The sequence below is a fragment of the Campylobacter sp. IFREMER_LSEM_CL1890 genome (assembly GCF_025772045.1).
Lineage (GTDB): Bacteria > Campylobacterota > Campylobacteria > Campylobacterales > Campylobacteraceae > Campylobacter_D > Campylobacter_D lari_D.
Genome location: NZ_JAKMRK010000010.1, coordinates 23,612 through 43,905, shown reverse-complemented (window position 1 = coordinate 43,905; position 20,294 = coordinate 23,612). Strand labels below are relative to the sequence as shown.

15 protein-coding genes and 1 other RNA gene are annotated in these 20,294 nt (G+C 28.5%); 7 read left to right on the top strand and 9 right to left on the bottom strand.

The window, feature by feature from the left end:
* Positions 1–28: 28 nt before the first annotated feature.
* On the top strand, positions 29–958 hold the full coding sequence (locus L8W57_RS06145; RefSeq protein WP_139470980.1) for a ribose-phosphate pyrophosphokinase: 930 nt from the start codon (positions 29–31) through the stop codon (positions 956–958).
* A gap of 32 nt (positions 959–990) precedes the next feature.
* Here the strand turns inward: L8W57_RS06145 and L8W57_RS06140 are convergent, their stop codons facing one another.
* The 4 genes from L8W57_RS06140 to L8W57_RS06125 all read right to left on the bottom strand — a co-directional run bounded on the left by L8W57_RS06140 (position 991) and on the right by L8W57_RS06125 (position 8,437).
* Positions 991–3,687 carry an AAA family ATPase gene (locus L8W57_RS06140; protein WP_263662217.1) on the bottom strand — a complete coding sequence of 899 codons (2,697 nt, stop codon included), beginning with the start codon at positions 3,685–3,687 and terminating at the stop codon, positions 991–993.
* 1 nt (position 3,688) lies between these two features.
* Entirely contained in the window at positions 3,689–7,441 is a 3,753-nt protein-coding gene (locus tag L8W57_RS06135; RefSeq protein WP_263662216.1) for a class I SAM-dependent DNA methyltransferase, read from the bottom strand.
* A gap of 225 nt (positions 7,442–7,666) precedes the next feature.
* Positions 7,667–8,025: a transfer-messenger RNA gene (gene ssrA, locus L8W57_RS06130) on the bottom strand.
* Position 8,026: 1 nt separating this feature from the next.
* Complete coding sequence (locus tag L8W57_RS06125; RefSeq protein ID WP_039619086.1) at positions 8,027–8,437, bottom strand: hypothetical protein; 411 nt, start codon at positions 8,435–8,437, stop codon at positions 8,027–8,029.
* 88 nt (positions 8,438–8,525) lie between these two features.
* On the opposite strand from L8W57_RS06125, the gene ruvB reads away from it, so the two are divergent.
* Together ruvB and L8W57_RS06115 are read left to right on the top strand one after the other, a co-directional pair.
* Positions 8,526–9,536 carry a Holliday junction branch migration DNA helicase RuvB gene (gene ruvB / locus L8W57_RS06120; RefSeq protein WP_220566281.1) on the top strand — a complete coding sequence of 337 codons (1,011 nt, stop codon included), beginning with the start codon at positions 8,526–8,528 and terminating at the stop codon, positions 9,534–9,536.
* Positions 9,526–10,569 (top strand): AI-2E family transporter, encoded by a 1,044-nt coding sequence (locus tag L8W57_RS06115; protein WP_133319757.1) that lies wholly within the window; start codon positions 9,526–9,528, stop codon positions 10,567–10,569. The genes ruvB and L8W57_RS06115 overlap by 11 nt, the downstream gene beginning before the upstream one ends.
* A 6-nt stretch (positions 10,570–10,575) precedes the next feature.
* Here the strand turns inward: L8W57_RS06115 and L8W57_RS06110 are convergent, their stop codons facing one another.
* The gene (locus L8W57_RS06110; protein ID WP_263662215.1) at positions 10,576–11,877 is read right to left on the bottom strand and encodes an MFS transporter; all 1,302 of its coding nucleotides are present in this window, start codon (positions 11,875–11,877) and stop codon (positions 10,576–10,578) included.
* 76 nt (positions 11,878–11,953) lie between these two features.
* Here L8W57_RS06110 and rdgB point away from each other — a divergent pair, with 76 nt between their 5' ends.
* Entirely contained in the window at positions 11,954–12,571 is a 618-nt protein-coding gene (gene rdgB, locus L8W57_RS06105) for an RdgB/HAM1 family non-canonical purine NTP pyrophosphatase (protein WP_133319759.1), read from the top strand.
* 61 nt (positions 12,572–12,632) lie between these two features.
* Here the strand turns inward: rdgB and L8W57_RS06100 are convergent, their stop codons facing one another.
* Genes L8W57_RS06100 through L8W57_RS06090 form a run of 3 tightly spaced genes read right to left on the bottom strand, consistent with a single transcriptional unit; the run spans position 12,633 to position 16,327 of the window.
* A complete protein-coding gene (locus tag L8W57_RS06100; protein WP_263662214.1) occupies positions 12,633–15,062 on the bottom strand; it encodes an efflux RND transporter permease subunit in 2,430 nt (809 codons plus the stop codon).
* On the bottom strand, positions 15,062–15,631 hold the full coding sequence (locus L8W57_RS06095; protein ID WP_258108135.1) for an ABC transporter substrate-binding protein: 570 nt from the start codon (positions 15,629–15,631) through the stop codon (positions 15,062–15,064). Before L8W57_RS06095 ends, L8W57_RS06100 begins: the two co-directional genes overlap by 1 nt.
* Before the next feature lie 9 nt (positions 15,632–15,640).
* Positions 15,641–16,327: a VacJ family lipoprotein gene (locus tag L8W57_RS06090; RefSeq protein ID WP_263662213.1), complete on the bottom strand. Its 687-nt coding sequence runs from the start codon at positions 16,325–16,327 to the stop codon at positions 15,641–15,643.
* Between the two features lie 211 nt (positions 16,328–16,538).
* On the opposite strand from L8W57_RS06090, the gene modA reads away from it, so the two are divergent.
* Genes modA through L8W57_RS06075 form a run of 3 tightly spaced genes read left to right on the top strand, consistent with a single transcriptional unit; the run spans position 16,539 to position 18,519 of the window.
* Positions 16,539–17,285 (top strand): molybdate ABC transporter substrate-binding protein, encoded by a 747-nt coding sequence (gene modA, locus L8W57_RS06085; RefSeq protein WP_263662212.1) that lies wholly within the window; start codon positions 16,539–16,541, stop codon positions 17,283–17,285.
* Positions 17,282–17,671 (top strand): hypothetical protein, encoded by a 390-nt coding sequence (locus L8W57_RS06080; protein WP_263662211.1) that lies wholly within the window; start codon positions 17,282–17,284, stop codon positions 17,669–17,671. Before modA ends, L8W57_RS06080 begins: the two co-directional genes overlap by 4 nt.
* Positions 17,665–18,519: an ABC transporter ATP-binding protein gene (locus L8W57_RS06075; protein ID WP_263662210.1), complete on the top strand. Its 855-nt coding sequence runs from the start codon at positions 17,665–17,667 to the stop codon at positions 18,517–18,519. The genes L8W57_RS06080 and L8W57_RS06075 overlap by 7 nt, the downstream gene beginning before the upstream one ends.
* 86 nt (positions 18,520–18,605) lie before the next feature.
* Here L8W57_RS06075 and L8W57_RS06070 read toward each other — a convergent pair whose 3' ends face one another.
* Positions 18,606–20,258, bottom strand: a complete 1,653-nt coding sequence (locus tag L8W57_RS06070) for a 4Fe-4S dicluster domain-containing protein (RefSeq protein ID WP_133319766.1) — start codon at positions 20,256–20,258, stop codon at positions 18,606–18,608.
* Positions 20,259–20,294 lie beyond the last annotated feature (36 nt).

The following is a 20,294-nucleotide window of genomic DNA, read 5'->3' as shown; positions in this document are numbered from 1 at the left end:
ATCACAGAAAACTTTCTAAGGCTTATATATGCGCGGATATAAAATATTTTCTGGTTCAGCAAATGAGGAATTTGCTAAAAAAATCTCAAAATACCTTTCACTGCCTCTAAGCAATGCGGGTGTGAAGCGTTTTAGTGATGGTGAAATTAGCATTCAAATAGATGAAAGCGTGCGTGGTAAAGATGTGTTTATCATTCAAAGTACTTGTGCTCCAACAAATGATAATCTAATGGAACTTTTAATCATGACAGATGCTCTGCGTCGCTCAAGTGCAAGCTCTATCACAGCTATCATCCCTTATTTTGGTTACGCTAGACAAGATAGAAAAGCAAGTCCTAGGGTGCCTATTACTGCAAAATTAGTAGCAAATCTTATAGAATCAGCGGGGGTAGATAGAGTAGCTACCATAGACTTACATGCTGGACAAATTCAAGGCTTTTTTGATATACCCGTGGATAATCTTTATGGAAGTATTATTTTTAATGATTATATTAAAAATAAAAACTATAAAAACCCTATCATCGCAAGTCCTGATATAGGCGGTATAGCAAGAGCTAGGAGCGTAGCAAAAGCTTTAGGACTTGATATAGTTATAGTAGATAAAAGACGCGAAAAGGCTAATGAAAGCGAAGTAATGAATGTCATCGGTGATGTAAAAGATAAAGAAGTTATTTTGGTAGATGATATTATCGATACAGCAGGAACCATAGTAAAAGCTGCTGAAGTATTTAAAAACAAAGGTGCAAAGTCAGTTATAGCTTGCTGTACCCACCCTGTACTTAGTGGCGTAGCTTATGAAAGAATAGCCAAAGATGCACTTGATGAGCTAGTAGTAACTGACACTATACCTTTAAAACAACAAATGGATAAAATCAAAGTCCTAAGCGTAGCACCTATTTTTGGTGAGGTAATACGCAGAGTTTATCATAATGAAAGTGTGAATTCTTTATTTGTATAAATTCTTTGCAAGGATAGCCTTGCAAAGAAAACTTATTTTAACTTAGATGACAAAAGATTATAATCCTTTTTAATATCTTTAAGTTTTAATGAATTTAATATTTTATTTTCAGTTTCGGCTGACCAATATATTTTTAATCTTTTCTTAGCTCTTGTTATAGCTGTATAAAATATATTATGTGTTATTTGTTCTTCTATTTCATCTGAAATAATTATAGAAACATTATCATATTCTAAACCTTGTGCTTTATGTATAGAAATAGCATAAGCTACTTGAAAAGGAATAGCATGCTCTTTTTCATCCTCTTCATCAGAATTTATTTCATCTACTCTAAAAGTAATTTCTGTATATTCATTATTAAATTTTTTAGTAATTTTAAAATCTTTTTCACTCTCTTCGCTTATATTTTTATAAACATTTACCACAAAAAAAGCACATCCTTTTCCTTTCTTTATATCTACTATCGATCCTTTTAAGTTGTTGTGAATGACTTGTCCAAATCTTGAAGAGGATTCATTATTAAACAATATAGGATCGTCTATTTTATAATATAAGCTATTAAATTGAATGTATTGTTTAGGATTATTTTCTTGTAAAAGCCTATTTATATTATTTACACCATATAACCCACCATAATTAAGGCATAAAATAATCTCATCTTCTTTTTGCGTATTAAAATTAAAATTTTCTATTTTTTCAGATATTTTTTTCTTAGAAAGCTTTTCAAGTATATTTTCCCCTAGCTCTCTTACTTCTTTCCATAAATCTTGCAATCTTTCATCATTAGTTCTGTAAATATGTTTTAGCTCTATTTGCTTATCTTTAAAAAAGTTTTGAGCAAATAAAAACCAATTTCCAAAATCAATAGCTTCTATTTGATATACATCTCCAACACAAACCAAAACATCACATTTTACTTTATCTAAAAATTCAAACATATGTTTATTATCAATCGTACTACACTCATCAATAATCACAACATCATATACTTGCTCTTTTCTTTTTTTTACGCAAGAAGATACAACATTAAAACTCCATAATGGATTTTTTATTCTTCTTTTTATATTATCTAATGCTGTGTAAGTATTTGTCAAAAATAATATATTTTTATCTTTAAAAAAATTAGAAATATATTCTATTAATGTGGTTTTACCTGTTCCTGCTGCACCATATATCAATGCTAATTTTGAATCGCAAAACATTTTTTCTAGAAAATTCTGTTTTTCTTCACAATCTAAGTTGTTATTCTTTAGCCATTTTTCTATATCTTTTTGATAATTTTCTATGCCACTTTGGGTAAAATTTTTAAGCTTTAAAATAATATTTTTTATCACTGTTTCATCTTCATTAATATATAAATATTTTTCATATAATATTTCTATATGTCTTTTTGGCTTATGGTCTTTATACTCAATAGAATCATTGTGTTTTCTAACTAGTTCTAAAATACTTTCTTTAGAAATTTGCCCAAAATCCTCAATATCCTTATATAAGTTTCCATGAATTTTAGAGTTATTTTTAATAGTTCTGGCTAATAATTCATGCTTTCTATCTTTCACATCTAAACACTCATATAAGTCAATTAATCTAGGATTATGCCCTGCCAAAGAAGTACAAAAAGGCATATCTTCAAAAGGTATGGAGGAATTTTTTAAATATAAATTTGATAATTTTTCATTAGCAAAATCACCTTTTTGATATTTTATAACAACATTGTTCATACTATTTAATAAATAACTAAGGATATTTTTTCCTTTTTTATTATTTGTAATAATATCCCTTGTCTTATCAAGACATTTAAAAAAATCATTAAATTTATTTTCACTAAATTCATTCTTGATGTTTTGATATTCTATATCATTTAATTTTACAATATCTAGCAAGCTCAATTCATTGTATTTTAAAAATTGCATGATTCTCTCATACTTTGCATTTCTTGTAAAATTAACATTAGCTAATCCAAAAATAGCACAAAAATTCTTTAACTCACAAGGTCTTATGCTTACATTCCAATTGATTATTAATATAATGGGTATCTTAAATGATTTCAACCAAATACTAGTATCATATAGTTTTAATTCAACAGCATAATTATCAGGAATATATTCTTTTGAAAAAGCTATGATTTTATCAAATTTACTTGTATAGTTTTTAGCTAATGCAAATGTTATCTCATAATATATTTTTTTATCTACAACAAATGGCTTGACTTTATGTATATAAAATTTATCAGTTCTTTCTCTTTCAAATACACTTGTATTATTGATTTTATTTACAACTCTTTCATAATATTGCAAACTTAGATTATCAAGCTTAATAGGAAATTCATATATATTTTGCAAGATATCTAAGTTTAAATTATTTTTACAAAATTGCTTTATTTTAATTAAAATAGAAATATATTTTAACATCAATCTTTCTGAAGTTTCCTCATCTGGAGTGTAATGTGAAGATGTTATTTGTAAAAAATTATGCATTTTTCTAATATTTACATATTTAGCTTTATCGCTTATATATACAATTGCAACTTTTATATTATCATAGTGACTACTAAAATTATTATTTGTATCTCTATTGTAAATATACAAAGCAATATGCTCTATTAAATTCCTTAACTCATTAAGTATATTTTGAGATAAAAACCCTCTATCATCCTCATGTTTTTTTATATTTTTATTAAAATTTTGACTAATAACTATAATTTGTTCTAAAACAGATTTATCTTCCATCTTAATTCCTTAATAATGCTATATATTCGCTTTGTTTTTCGTTTAAGACTTTAAAAGTGCTTATCATGTAAGAAAATTCATCATCACTTAAACTATAAAGTTCTTTAACTAATAAATCATTTTTTGCTCTTAAGACATCATAAGCTTTTTTAGTTTTTGGAATTTCATCATCTTTTATGTTAAATTCTTGTTTTAGCTCATCAAAATGATGATTTTTATCATTATAAAGCTGTAAAAGCAAGGCATTTTTAGCTAGGGTTTTATAGATTTCATTGTTTTGAATTTCTTTATCACTTGGTTGAGGCAGAGGAATTCTTTCTAAATAGGTTTTGCTTACATTGATTTGCACCATATTTCTTATGATAAAATCAACCACTAAAGAATTAAACAAAGCCAAAGTAAATAAAATTCTTTCATAAGGCACTACATCTATACAAATTTCATCATCTTTTAAAATATATAGTTTTGGTACATTTGCAAACATACTATGTCCAAAACCACAATTGTTTGGTAATAAAGAAGCTATCAAAGTTCTCTCATCAGTATCTCTTGCAACAGCTCTATAAGTAAGTCTAAAAAATTCTCTATCATATTTTATCAAATCAGGCTTTAGTTCTTTGCCGGTGGCCTTTTTAGCTCTTAAAAGTTCTTTGCTTTTTAAACGCTCATCAAATTTAGCCTTTTCTAAAAAATAAATAGCTTGGCTAAAATTTGCATTAAATTGATGTATCATTTTGCCTTCATATAAGGGTAAAAGTCCTTCCCTAAACTCTTCTATAAACAAATCTTTATCATTTGTCATATCAAGCTCTCTTCTAAAATCTATATAATCAAAAGACAAGGTTTGAAAAGCATTATAAGATTTTCTTAGAATTTCTAAAGCTTGCTTGTCTTTTAGCTCCATTAAGGCTAGGTGAGTTGGGCTTAGCTTTTTGATATCTTCTAAGCTTAGAGTTAAAATTTCATCTTTGTTTTTTAATGAGTTTATATCTGTTTTATAAAACATCGTTTTGATTTTATGGGCATTATTTGCTTGTGTGTTTTTTATTTGCATAAGAGCAAATTTATATCTTGAATCCACATCAGCAAATATAGCTTGTCTATTTTCAAAACTATAAAAATATTCTAAAGTTTTATTTTCTAAAATTTCTTTTCTTAAAGTCAAACTTCCATCTTCAAACATCAAAGCACTAGGAAGCACATAAGCTAAATTTCCATCTTGTTTTAAAAGAGAAAGATTTTTTTCTACAAAAAGACGAAATAAATTTCCATCTCCACTACCTTTATTTAGCGGATAAGCTTTTTTATAATACTCGTTTAAATCATTTATATATGCTTTTTGTTTTTCATAATTTTGCTTTATATAATCTTTCGCTAGCAAATTGTCTTGAATTTCTTTTTTCTTGCTAGCGATTAAGCTTCTATAATCGCTTTTATATTGTGGAAAGAAATCATCATCACTAAATTTAGTTTTATCCCAAGGTGGATTACCTATGATGATATCAAAGCCTTTAAAGACTTGATTTTCTATGATTTCAGGAAATTCTAACTCATAATTAAAGAAGTTAAATTCTTTTTGATATTTGCTAATGATAGCTTTTGCTTGTTTATTTTGGCTTAAATTTTGTATATCATCTTGACTTAGGGCTTTTAGAATTTGTAATTCTTCTTTGTTAGCAAAATGAAGTGAGTTGATATAGTTTAGATATAAATTTAACTTATCAAGTTTTGGTATGATTTCATTTTGATAGATTTGTTTGGATTGTTTGATTTGTTCTTCGTTGGTATCTTGTAGATTATCAAGCTTTTCAAATACTTCTTGTAAAATTTCAAATTCTTGAGTAATGGAATTTGTGAAAATATTTTCTTTATTTTGCTTTATTAAATTTTCAAAATCACTTATACTTGAGCCTACCAAAGCATTGCCGCATTTTATGTGATGTTCTATAAAAGAAAGTGGGGTTCCAAAGATAAAACTATCTATCCAAAGACTAAGCTTAGTAAGCTCTATACTAAATGGATTTAAATCCACTCCATAAATAATGCGTTTTAGCAAAAGTCGTTTTAAAACATCACTTTCATCCAACTCATAATCTTGCGTGAAATCTTTTATATGATTTGCGATATTTTCTTTTTCTTGTTCGTGGAGTTGCTTTAAATTTGTAAAATGTTCAAAATCTGATAAAACAATATGCGTGATAGCATTTAAAACTCCAACTAAAAAATGCCCACTACCGCAAGCATTGTCTAGAATTTTAAATTTCAAAATGTTTTCATTGTTTAGTTTGTCTTTTAAAGCACTTTGGATTAAAAAATTAGCTATGGATTGAGGTGTATAAAAGCTTGCACTTGCTTTTCTTGAGTTGCTAGTATTTTTTAGATAAATTTGTCCTTTTTCATAAAAGGTATATTTTTCTAATTTTTTTGATTTTTCTAAAATTTTAAAGTCATAATTATCAAAATAACACTCTATTTCTTTTGATTTTTCTTTATAGCTTACATAGTAAATATCTTCATTTGCTACTTCAAAAAAGTAAGAAAGCAAACCTTCATAAATCGTGCCTAAATGCTCTATGCTTAAGGTTTTATAATCTCTTTTAAAAGTTAAATTTTTATCTTTGTAGTATAATAATTGTTCTAAAATTTTCTTCAAGTCTTTATCGCTGAAAATCTTTGGTGTGTTTAAAAGAGTGGTTTTGCTCTCATCAAACAACCCACCATTGAAAACAGGCATGTCAAAATTGCCTTTACCTTTATTATAAATTTGAAATATCATTTCTAAATCACCAAAGCCAGCACTTGAGCTTTCATCATCGCTTAAATTTTGCAATAAAGTTTTTATGCTAATTTTGCTTTTGAAGTATTTATGCTTTTCTAAGATATTTTCAAATTTATCTTCAAAATAAGCAATAAATAAAAGCCTAAACACAAAATATAAAGAATTTTCATAGATTAGCTTTAAATCAGCTTTAGTTTTGTTATAAATCTTAGAACCTATAAATTCAAATAAAGATTCATTGCCATTAGTTCCATAGATGATAGATTTTAAATCATCTTCTATTTTTATTTTTGATTCTTTATTAACTTGCAAAGATTTTTCTATGTGTTTTTCTTCTGTATAACTTGCTGAAGCAAAAATACTATAAAAATACGCAAAAGCTTGGTAGTTTTTATCTTTTATGATTTGTTCTAAATTTATCTCATAAAATACCTTGTTTGCACTAAGTGTAGAGTTATCATAAAAACGCCAAAATCTACCATTAGTTAAAAAGCCATAATTTTTCTTAAGATTACTAAGATATCTTAAAATTTGAAAATGGGGATTTTCTTTTACTTTTTTATTATCTATTTGCACATCATAGGCTTTTGACTCCATGATAATAGTGAATTCATTGCTTGATTTTTTTGTTTCTTTGTCTAAATTTTCATAATTTGCTTTTATATTTTCATCACTAAAAAGCAAAAAATCGGGCTTTTCTAATTTACCTTGTATGATCTTTTCATCTTGTCTTATAAATTTCCACCCTAAAATGTCTAACACTTTTGATATAAATTCATCTTCAAATTGATGTTCGTTATAATTTTGAAAATTTCTTTGAGTGGCGTTGTATAGACAGATTATATTATCTAAGGTTGTTTTATATGTGTTTTCATTTTTAGTAAAATTATAAATATTTGGAAAATCCACCTCTAGAGCATAGTTGGTAAAAAGATTATTATCAAGATATTTTTTAATTTCTTCATAAAAATTCATAGAACAGCCTTAGTATTTTTTAAAATGATAACAAAAAGAACTTTTTAAAATGCTAAGAAATACTATCAAGCTTTATAATGAATTTAAATTTAGAATTAATAAAGACCTTACCATCTATCTTAAAAGAAGCCTTCCTTGAAGTCCTATCAATAACAAGAAACCTTTGATGAAATTAAATTATTAAAATACTAAATTCTAATAAATTGATATATGAAAGATTAAATTTGGTGGAGACGAGGGGAATTGAACCCCTGTCCAAAAATAAAACAACCACGGCATCTACATGCTTAGCAAAGGTGAAAATTTCATCTAGCCAAACTCACCTTCCAAAATTTCAAGCTAGACTAAGACTTTAACTTCAATCAAAACTTGTCAAATTTCAATCTACACTATCAAAAATGACCAAATCCTAAGCTAGATAGTATCACTTAAAATTCAGGCTCAACTGAACTTACGCAGCTTTAGCGTAAGCAGGAGCAAATTTAACGTTGTTTGCGTTTAATTTTAATTTGAGCTTTATACGCTTTGCTCAAAGCGACATGCCACCAAGGCCACTCTACTCCTGTCGAAGCCAAGTCGTCCCCATTATTTAGAAATTTTATCAGGAACATTTGCAATTTGAGGGTTAAATACACTTAAAAAAGAAGCATTTTTTTCATAATCACTGCAATATCTATCAAGCTGCTCACCCACTAAAAACATCCAATCCACAAATTCATCGCTAGCAGGCCCATCAAATTTAGCTGCTTCTTGCATAATTTCCTCACAAAATGTACAAAAATTTGCAATCTCATCTAAATTTAATCTTTTAGCAGCCCAAACTACATTGTGGATATTTTGCTCTAAGTCTTTTAAAGCTTCTTTGTATTTTGAGCTATCGCTGCTTAGCTTTACTATCAAAGGCTCTAAAACATCGCAAAGACTTCTAAAAAAATACAAAAAACGCTCGATTTCTTCAAGCTCGTAATCTAACTCTAATTGCTCTAAAATTCCCATAAAAACTTCTATAATCTAAGTTTAAATGTTTATTTTAGCAAATTTTAGATAAAATTAAAATTTCTTAGCAAAATAAAATGGAAAAAATATGGATAGAATCGTAGAGATTGAAAAATTCTCCCCTGATGAAACTTATGAAACAAGCCTTAGACCTTCAAATTTTGATGGCTACATAGGACAAGAAAACATTAAAAAAAATTTAGAAATTTTTATTAAAGCTGCTAAAAAAAGAAATGAATGTCTCGATCATATCCTTTTTAGTGGGCCTGCAGGACTTGGTAAGACAACTTTAGCAAACATTATCTCATATGAAATGAATGCAAATATCAAAACTACCGCTGCACCCATGATAGAAAAAAGCGGAGATTTAGCTGCGATTTTAACTAACCTTAGTGAGGGAGATATTTTATTTATCGATGAAATTCATCGCTTAAGTCCTGCCATAGAAGAAGTGCTTTACCCTGCTATGGAGGATTTTCGTCTTGATATCATCATCGGCAGTGGACCTGCTGCACAAACGATAAAAATCGATTTACCCAAATTTACTTTAATAGGTGCTACTACAAGAGCAGGTATGCTAAGTAATCCTTTACGCGATCGCTTTGGTATGCAATTTCGCTTGGAATTTTATAAAAACGAAGAGCTTGCTATTATTTTAGAAAAAGCAGCTCTAAAGCTTAATAAAACTTGTGAAAAAAAAGCTTCTTTAGAAATAGCCAAACGCAGTCGCTCAACCCCAAGAATAGCATTAAGATTGCTTAAGCGTGTAAGAGACTTTGCTGATGTAAATGATGAAGAAATCATTAGCGAAAAAAGAGCTAAACAAGCACTTGATTCCTTAGGGGTAAATGAGCTTGGTTTTGACGCGATGGATTTGCGGTATTTAGAGCTTTTAACTGAAGCTAAAAGAAAACCTATAGGACTTTCTAGTATAGCCGCAGCATTAAGTGAGGATGAAAATACCATAGAAGATGTGATAGAGCCATATTTACTAGCAAATGGCTATATAGAAAGAACAGCCAAAGGTCGCATTGCAAGCTTAAAAAGCTTTGATGTTTTAAAATTAAAATATAACAAAGGTTTATTTGATGAAAAGTAGTAATTTTTTCTTGATTAGTTTTATTTTGATCATTTTATTTTGGGTACTTTTTTTGTTTAAACCTTTTTTGATGAATATAGCCATAGCAAGTTTAATGGCTGTTTCTACTTCTAATGTTAATGTTAAATTTTTAAGTATTTTTAAAGGTAAAAAAGTCGTTGCTGCAGCAGCTACTACTGCTTTTATGCTAGCTTTATTTTTTATCCCTTTTGTATATGCTATTATAGAACTAGCAAAGGCTGCAAAAGGTTTTGATATAAGCTATTTTCACAATACCATAGAATATTTTAAAAATTATTCTTTACACCTACCTGAATCTTTAAGCTTTATAGAACCTAAAATCAAAGAAGCATTAGCAAGTATTGACTTAAATTCTATCTCTAAAAATGTTTTAACCTATCTTTCAAGCGCAACTAAATTTGGCACTAAATTTCTAACTGATATGGTATTAATTTGTGTGTTTTATTTCTTTGCTAATCTTTATGGAGCCCAACTCATTGGCTATATAAAAAGCATAGTGCCTATGAAAAAAGAAGAAACTCAAGGCATTTTAAGTGAAGTGAGTAATGTAATGTCTGTGGTGTTTTATTCTATGGTGCTAAATGCCATTTTACAAGGGGTGCTTTTTGCTATCATTACTAAATTTTATGGTTATGATGCGATTTTAATGGGAATATTATTTTGCTTTAGCTCTTTAATCCCTGTGGTAGGTGGGGCCTTAGTTTATGTGCCTGTCTCTTTATATGAATTTGCAAATAATAATCTAAGCGGTGCTTTAGTGATTTTCATTTATAGCGTGGTAATGATATCTTTTATCGCAGATACTTTAGTAAAACCCTATATCATTAAATGGATCAATGAAAAACTTGTTCAAATTCCAACACAAATTAACGAACTTTTAATTTTCTTTGCGATGATAGCAGGAATTTCAAGTTTTGGCTTTTGGGGTATTATCCTTGGACCTGCTATTTTAACTTTCTTTATTTCTACTTTAAAATTATATGTGATTTTAAAAGAAAAGCATTTTGTATAAAAGCGATTATTTTTCAATAATCGCTAAAATTTCTTCTTCGCTTGTAAGTTTTTTATTGTATTTAATCACTAAAAATTTAGAGTTTTTATACACATCTAAAACTCCATTTATGCCTTTAATCATATTTAAATCATGTTTTGTTTCTAAAGATAAATAGACATTTTTAAAATCTGCTGGACTTTGTAAAAACAAAAGCAATACAAACCAAATTACAGACAAAGCTATCAAAATAAAAGCAAGAGCAACTAAACTAAAATGATGTAAAAAATACCCTCCAACGACACCACCTAAAAAGCTTCCAAAATAGCCAAAAGCATTAAACACACCCAAAGCTGCACCTTTTTCATTTACCTTAGCAAATTTACTCGCACAGCTTTGCATAATAGGCTCATGTAGATTAAATCCTATAAAAAACACTACAACACCCACCATAAACACTAAAGCATTATGCGAAAAAGCAAATATAATATAAGCAATGATAAAAAACGCCACACCTAAAAGCAATATCTCTTTACTTAAGCCTCTTTTTTCTCCCAAAGATCCTGATAAACCCATAGCTAAAAACCCAAACACCATAGAGCTAACATAAACATGCCATAAATTCTCACTTGGATAATTAAACTCATGTACCAAAACCAAAGGAATACTTAAAAACGCAATACTCATAAGCATTTTTTGCATACAATTAGTAAGATTCATCAAAGCTAAGTTTTTTTCTTTTAGAAGTTTTTTTAATGGAGTTTTAGTATTTTCATGCACTATTGTGTGTTCTTTTGGCACAACGCTAAATAAAAGCACGATACAAATTAGACTTAAAATGGCACTTAAATCAAACAAACTAGAAAGTCCAAATTTAGCACTCATTAAAGGAGAAAGCACTAAAGAAGCTGCAAAAGAAAGTCCTATAAATGAACCCATGATAGCCATAGCCTTGCCACGATTTTCTTCATTGATAAAATCACTTATCATAGCAGTAGCTACTGCTCCTATGGCTCCTGCACCTTGTAAAAGCCTTCCAAACATCATCGTATAAATATCATCAGCATATGAACACACCAAAGAACCTATGATAAACACCACAAGTCCTATTATCATAGTTTTTTTACGCCCTATTTTATCTGAAATCATACCAAAAGGAACTTGCAATGCCATTTGAGTTAGAGCATACACACCTACTAAAAGCCCTACTAAAAACTCATTGGCTCCTTTTAAATTTAAAGCATATAAACTTAAAACTGGCAAAACTATAAACAATCCAAAAAATCTAGTTCCTACAATAAAAGACAAAGGTAAAACAGTTTTTAACATCTTTTCTCCTTATAAAGGATAATTTTACTATGATTTTGATAAACTTTTTTTAAAGTCAAAACAAAAAGAGTAATTTATGAAGAAAAAATTAAAAATCATTCTAGCAACTTCTAATGCACACAAAGTAGAAGAAATCAAAAAAATTTTAACTTCTTATGAAATTTATGCCTTAAATGAAATCATCACTCCTTTTGAAATCATCGAAGATGGCATAAGTTTTAAAGAAAATGCTTTGATAAAATCTAAAGCTATTTTTAATGCTTTAGGCAAAAAACAAAATGAATTTATCACCTTAAGTGATGATAGTGGCATAAGCGTAGAGGCTTTAGACAATGCACCAGGGATTTTTTCTGCAAGATACTCTCAAGAAGGCACTGATGAGGCCAATAGAAACAAGCTCATCCAAGCTTTACATGAAAAAAATCTACATCAAAGCAAAGCTTTTTACACTGCAGCCATAGCCATAAGCTCAAAATATGGACATTTTAGCACGCATGGATATATGCATGGCCTTACTATTGATACTCCAAGAGGTAATAATGGCTTTGGATATGATCCTTTATTTATCCCAAAAGGTTTTGATAAAACCTTAGGTGAATTAGATGAGCAAGTAAAATTAAAAATTTCACACCGCTCACAAGCGCTAATGTTTGCTACTTATATCTTAAGAGCATTAGAAAAAATGGAGTATTAATGAAACAATTTATAAAATATATGCTTATTGCTTTTGGTGTTTATGTGATTTGGATTTTACTTTATTTTAATTTTGTTTTAAAATAATGATAAGTTAAAATAAAACTTGGTAATAAAAAAAGCGAACCAAATAAAAGCAAACTCATAGCCAAAACCGTAAGTAAACCAAAATAAATCGTCGGGATAAAATTACTGCTAATCATCACTAAAAAACCTAGAATAATCGTAACACTAGTATAATAAATCGCACTTCCTATACCTATATGTGAAGCTTTTATAGCCTCTTCTAAGCTTTTATGTTTTAATTCTTCTTTAAAACGATGAATATAATGAATCATATCATCAACTCCTATTCCTATACAAATAGCAGCTATGGTAATACTCATAATATCAAGTGGTATATTTAAAACACCCATTAAGCCAAACACCAAAGCTAAAGGTATGAGATTGGCCAAAATTGCCACAAAAGCATAAACAAAACTTCTAAAAATCACCACAAACAAAGCAAAAATCACAAGTACCACAAAGGCTAAAGTGTCAAATTGTGATGAAAAAAGACTTTGAAGCATATTATTATACAAAGGCATAATACCACTGATTTTAATCTCTACATTATCATTTTGCAAAAGCTCATTTAAGTCTTTTTCAAGCTGTTTTAAAAAAGCATCGCGTCTTAAATTTGGATCACTATCTAGCATACGCACGCTAAATCGCAACTCATTATTTTCTACACTAACAAAAGGGGTTAAAACTTGCTTTTTAAAATTCTCATCTAAATTTTCATATAAAAACGCTAGAGCAAAATCATCTAAAGTCTTACCATCATTAATGCTTTTTCCAAGCTCTAGCAAACTTTGCAAGCTAAGCACAGAGCCTACATATTTTTGCTTACTTAAAAACTCATGAACCTTAGCAGCTATTCTTGTTTTTTCACTACTAAAAAAATACCTATCATCTTTGGCTAAATCATCAAATTCTTGTTCAAACTCATCTAAGCTTTCATTTTGTTTTGGATTTTGCTTAAATTTGACAATCACATCTAAAGGCATAGTTCCACCTAGCTCTTTATCTATAATCAACAAACCTTGTTTAATCCTAGAACTATCTTTAAAATAACTCACAAAACTATTTTCTACTTTAATTTGCAAAATTCCATACAAAGCAAAAGCCACACAAAATAAACTTATACCATAGATAAATTTTCTATGTTGTAAACTTACATTTGCACAAAAACTTAAAAATTTCAACGAATTTTGATTAAGCTCTTTAAAATTTAAACGCGGCATTAATACCAAAATACTTGCAAAATAAATATAAGCTAAAATCAAACTCACACTGATGCCAAGGCTCATCATAATACCGAGTTTGATAATAGGCTCAATATCTGAAAAAACAAAACTTAAAAACCCAACAACCGTGGTTAAAATAGCAAAAAAACTAGGACTTGCTTTATCAAGTAAGGTTGAGAGCAAAAGCTTATAAACGCTAGCTTTTGGGTGTTTGTGTAAATTTTCTATAAAATGCACGATTAAGTGTATCACAACAGAAACAGTGATAATGAGTACCAAAGCTACATAGTTTGAAGACACCACAGTAATATCAAAACCCAAAAGCGCGAAAATCCCGCTTGAAGTAAAAAGCGAAACCACACAAATTCCCAAAGCCAAAAACACCAAGCGCAAAGAGCCAAAAAACCACCAAAGCGCTATAAATAAAAGCCCTATTAAACTAAGACCATAAATTTTTAAATCACTTTTTACATAATTAATCATATCATTAGCGATCATTTCTACACCGCCAAGGTGTAAAAAGTCTCCATTTTGACTATATTTAGATACTATTTTAGTAATTTCTTCTAATCTTTTTGCACTAAATTCTCTTGAGTTTTCTTGGTGTTTTTTAATCAAGGCTCTAAAATACTCTTTTTCATTTTCATTTTGCGCATTATCCCTTGAATTAATCAAGTCATTATAAACAAGATCAGGTGCTAGATAAATCAAAATTCCTGTTGTTTTTCCATCTTTTGAGATGATATTATTTTTATAAAAGGGTTGATTTAAAATTTCTTTTTTAGCTAGATTAATATCCACATCTTGACTAAAAATATTAGGTATATTTTGGATAAGCTCTTTTAATTCTTTACCTTTAGAACTTGCAAGTAAAGGCGCATTAGTGATAGAAAATACCTTTTGCACTCCATTGATTTTTTCTAAATCAAGGGTTAAGTTTTTGATAGTTTCTAAATTTTCTTTAGCAAAAATATCTTTATTTTTAGGAGCAAAAGCAAGCATTAAAAAATTATCATTGCCGTAACGCGCTGAAACTTCTCTATATAGTTTCAAACCCTCATCATGCTCTAAAAGCAAGCTTTCAGCACTTGCATCAACACTTAAATTTTTAGCAAAAAAACTAAAAAATATACAAAAGATTAAAGTAATCCCCAAAGTTAGCTTTGGGAAATTAAGAAAGATTTTTAAAATTTTACTTAGCATTATTTAGAAAAATCAACACTAGAAAGCTTTTCAAGCAAGGTTTTAAAATCACCATTTTGTAAGACATCTTTAAATTGTGAGCGATAAGTTTGTATAATACTTATACCAAAAATATCCACATCATAAATTTGCCAGTCATTATTTTTATCATAAAATTTAAAGATTACAAAATTTTCTTTACCATCTACTATCATAGAAGTTTTTAAAAAGGCTCTTTTATTTTTTTCTTCTAAATTAATCACTTTTAATTTTTGAGAATCATACAAAGCAAGCTTATCTGTGAAACTTTTTTTAAGGTTTTTTTCAAAAGCTTTGTTAAATTCATTTTTTTCATTTTCACTTAATTTTTCATATCTTGTAGAAAGACTAAGTTTAGCCATAAGTTCATAATCAAAAACACCATCAAATAAAGCAAAGATTTTTTCCGCTGCTTTAGCTTTATCGTTTTTATTTTGATCTAGAATTTTTAAGCTCTCATCAATTTTTTCTTGCATGGTTTTAGAAATATCTTGCAAATTTAAAGCAAAAGCAAATACTACGCTAAAAAATAAAGCTATGATTTTTTTCATTTTATCTCCTTATTTGATGAGTTCTTGGCGTCTTTGTTCATACGCATCGCGTATAAAAATGTAATAATCTACACTATTTTGGTAAATATCATCTATTTTTTCATACTCAAAACTTAATTCATTGAGTTTTAATACAGCATTTACACCCACACCAACCCAAAAATTCTCAATATACCCCTCAGGCACCATAAACCAATTTACAGGCAAAGCTAAAGCATCTCTTACATTATAAGGACCTAAAAGTGGAAGCACTAAGTGTGGTCCACTACCTACTCCCCATTTACCCAAAGTCGTTCCAAAATCAGCTTCATAACTTTTTAAAGGAGTTTTACTCGCACTATCTAACAAACCAAATCCAAAAATCACATTCACACAAAATCTTCCAAATTCCTCACCAGCTTTTCTAAATTCTAAACTTAAAAGATGATTAATAAATCTAAAAGGTGATCTTGTGGTATCAAAAGCATTTTTTACACCTGTTCTTATAAAGCTTGGAGTAATGCTTTTATAAGAAAGCACAACCGGTCTTAAAAAATAAGTATAAAGATCATAATTAAATTTACTCATAGCTTTATTATAGGTATAAAAGCTATCTTTGACTTCTTTTTTTTGATATTCTTGTTCAAAATCTTCAAAGTCATTTGCTAAAATCAAAGTGTTAAAAAATAAACACAAAGTTAGTATGTATTTTAACAAGCTTTTTCCTTTTAAAATTTCATAAATTGAAATCTTATATTATACAAAAATTAAAATAAATTTTTACATTAAAAATATTCTTTAAAAAAAATTAGTAATTTTTATTTGCTTATGAAATAAGTCTTAGAAAATATGCAAAAAACACAAATTTATTTTTGCTTTTAAAAATAAGCTATAATTTTTTCAAAATTTACTACTAAAAGGATAAAAAATGAAAAAAATTTTCACCCTACTTTTTTTGTGTATTTTTGGCTATAGTGCTGATGTAAATATCGCTGCAGCTGCAAATGTAGCTTACGCTTTTAAAGCCTTGCAAAAAGAATTTCAAAAAGAAAACCCTGATATTAGTATCAATGTAAGCTTAGGCGCTAGTGGAAATTTAGTCTCACAAATTAAAAATGGTGCGCCATTTGATATATTTATGGCTGCAAATATGAAATTTGCACAAAGCTTGTATGATGATAATTTTACTAGCACAAAACCTGTTATTTATGCTCAAGGAGCTTTAGCTTTACTCAGTGTTAGAATGGATTTAAGCAAAGGATTAGACACACTTAAAGAAGAAAAAGTAAAAATCATCACCATAGCTAATCCCAAAGCTGCTCCTTATGGTCAAGCTAGCATAGAAACTTTACAAAATGCTAAAATTTATGAGCAAACAAAAGCTAAAATCATCGAGGCAAAATCTATAGGAGAAGCACTTACTCAAACATTAAAAGCAGCCGATGTGGGTTTTATAGCAGCAAGTGCTTTATATGAAGATACGCTAAAATCTTATAAACTCCAAGAAGGAAAAAATTATATTTTAATTGATCCAAAGCTTTATGAACCAATCAATCAAGGCATTGTTATCACTTCTTATGGTAAAGATAATGCTAAAGCTAAGAAATTTTATGATTTTATTTTAAGCAAAAAGGCTAAGGAAATTTTCAAAGCTTATGGCTATAATATCCCATGATTAAAGCTAAAATAAATATTATAAAAAATCATGAAAATATAAACTGGGTAGAATTTCTTATAAATAAACATAAATTATTTATGCTTGCTTTAGAACTTGATGAAAAAGCAAGCATTGATCAAGAAGTTTTACTAGCTTTTAAAAGTAGCGAGTGCTTGCTTAGTAAAAAAAATTTAGAAAATTCATTTTTAAATACCTTTTATGCAAAAATCATTGATATTTTTCAAGGACAAATCATCACTATCGTAAGATTAGAAAATGAAATTTGCACTTTCGAAGCTCAAATTAGCACCCATGAGTTTTTAGAGCAAAATTATCAAAAAAATGATTTTGTATTTGCTTATGTACATCCTAGTGCTTTATTTATCAAAGAGTATTTATGCTAAAACTTGACTTTGAAAAAATCTTTAAAAATAAAGAAAAAGAATTTAAACTTAAGGTTAAATTTGAAGTTAAAGAAGGAGAATTTTGTGCTATTTTTGGAAAAAGTGGTAGTGGCAAAACTACGCTTTTGAGAATTTTAGCAGGTTTTGAAAAAGCACAAGGAATTTGCACTTTTAATAATACGATATTTTTTGATGATAAAAACTTTCTAAGCCCACAAAAAAGAAAACTTGGCTTTGTTTTTCAAGATTATGCTTTATTTGAAAATATGAATGTAGAGCAAAACTTACTTTTTGCCAAAAAAGATCTAAAATTTGCTAATGAACTTTTAGAACTTTTAGATTTAAGCAAACACAAAAAAAGTCATATTTTAGAACTAAGCGGGGGACAAAAACAACGCGTAGCTTTAGCAAGAGCCATTATGCAAAAACCCAAACTTTTACTTTTAGATGAGCCATTTAGCGCCTTAGATAATGAGATAAAACTACACTTGCATGATTATCTTTTAAATATACATAAAACTTATAAAATCACTACTATTTTAATCAGCCATGATGTAAGTGAAGTTTATAAACTAGCTAATAAAGTCATCATTTTAGAAAATGGAGCCATCATCAAAGAAGGCTCGCCTAATGAAGTTTTTTTAAAGACACAAGGCTCGCAAAAATTTGCCATAAAAGCACGCATTTTAAAACTACAAAAACAAGATAGCATATTTATAGCCATACTTGCCATAGGTAATCAAATCAGCCAAGTAACACTAAGTCCTTTAGAAGCTAAAGATTTTAAAGAAAACGATGAAGTGCTTTTGAGCCAAAAAGCTTTTGCGCTAAATTTAAGCAAAGTATAAAAACTATAATTTAAATTAACTTGTATATTAAAAAATTATATAAAATTTTTAATACAAGCTAAAACTTAGTGCTTAAGCCTTTTGGCTTAAAGCACATTCATACTTTGTATCATTACTTTTGCTTTACATTCAGCACAGCAATATAGTGTTTTTATCTTAGCTTCATCACCCATAAATCTTGGCTTCATAATGCTAGCGATTTTTTCAATGGCCTTTTTAGTAGCGAATTCTTTTCCACACTCTACACAAGCAAAAAGTTCATCTTGAGCTAAAACCATAAAAGAAAAATACTCTTTTTCCAAATCTATCCCACTTCTTTGAAGCATTAAAGTATCTTTTTCAGCACAACTTGCCTCACAATACCCACAGGTAGTACATAAACTTGCGTTAAATTTCAAAGAATTATCTTTAGTATCAGCCACTAAAGCTCCTACATTACAAGCTCCCACACAAGAAAGACATAAAGTACAGGTGTCTGCATTAATGGTGATTTTTCCATAGCGTATCCATTCTTTGCTTGGGATATTGCCTAAATTTTCTTCCTTTATAAGCTCTCTTAATCTTATAGCAAAATCTTCTCTTTTTAAAAGCGCAGGATTATAAGAAATAAATTTGAGATTTTCTATAAAATGAGCTTGATTTATAGCCTCTAAAAGTTCTTTTTCATCTTTAGCTAGAAAAATTGCATTTTGTTTAAATTTTCTTTGAAAAATTTCATTCATCAAAGCTATCACTTCTAAAGCACCTTGCGATAAGCCATCACTATAAAAAATCACACTCGCACCACTTGTTTGAAGCATAGCTAAAAAATGTGCTTGATCAAGATAGTTTTCGCCTTTAATCATAAAAGGCATTACATCTTCTTTTAAAGTGATATTTAAATTTTCTATAGACATTTTCTCAGGGATTATTAAAATGATTTTATCTTCATAAAATTTTAAAATTTCATAAAAGCTATTGCGTGGCATAGGTGCATAATCAAGCGCTCCACTAGGACAAATCCCCACACAATCACCACAGCTTAAACAATCCACATGAGAAAATTCTAATTTTCTTTGCTCATCATCTTTTAAAATAGCCACACTAGGACAAATTTCAGCACATTTTCCACAATGAATACTTCTTCTTTCATGGTATTGACAAATGCTATCATCATAACTAATATAATTTCTAAATTTATATTTTGGAGAATTAGAATTTAAAAGTTTTATAAGTTCTTCTTGACTTAAAGTAGTTAAATCATAGCAACCACTTTGTTGATCAAAACTTTCTTTTTTTACATCATATAAGAAAAAATCACAATCAATCTCTACTTGCTCATTATCTTTTAAAGCTATCACGCAAAGCTCACCTACACAACCCAAAACACCCAAACATTGCTCATTACTTAGTTTTAAAACCTTGTATTCTTGTTTTTTTAAGCTTTCAATAAGCTCATTTTGATCCTCATTGCTTACAATAATTACATTTTTACCCACTTCTTTGGTATATTCTAAATCAAGCCCTAAATCATAAACTTTAGATCTAATCTTATATAAGGACTCAATAGTTTTGGCTTTTTTAAGCACATCATCTTGTGAGTTTTTAAGGTAAAAATTAATCTCAGGTGCATAAACTTCAGGATTTAAAAGCTTTGAATTTCCTATAAAAACTTCTTCATTACAGGCTTTTTGAACTATGCTAATATCATCACTTAAAGGAATTAAATCTTCATTTTCTAAAAATACAAAATCTTTCATAACACTCTCTTTTAATTTTTTTAATCTTAATTATAT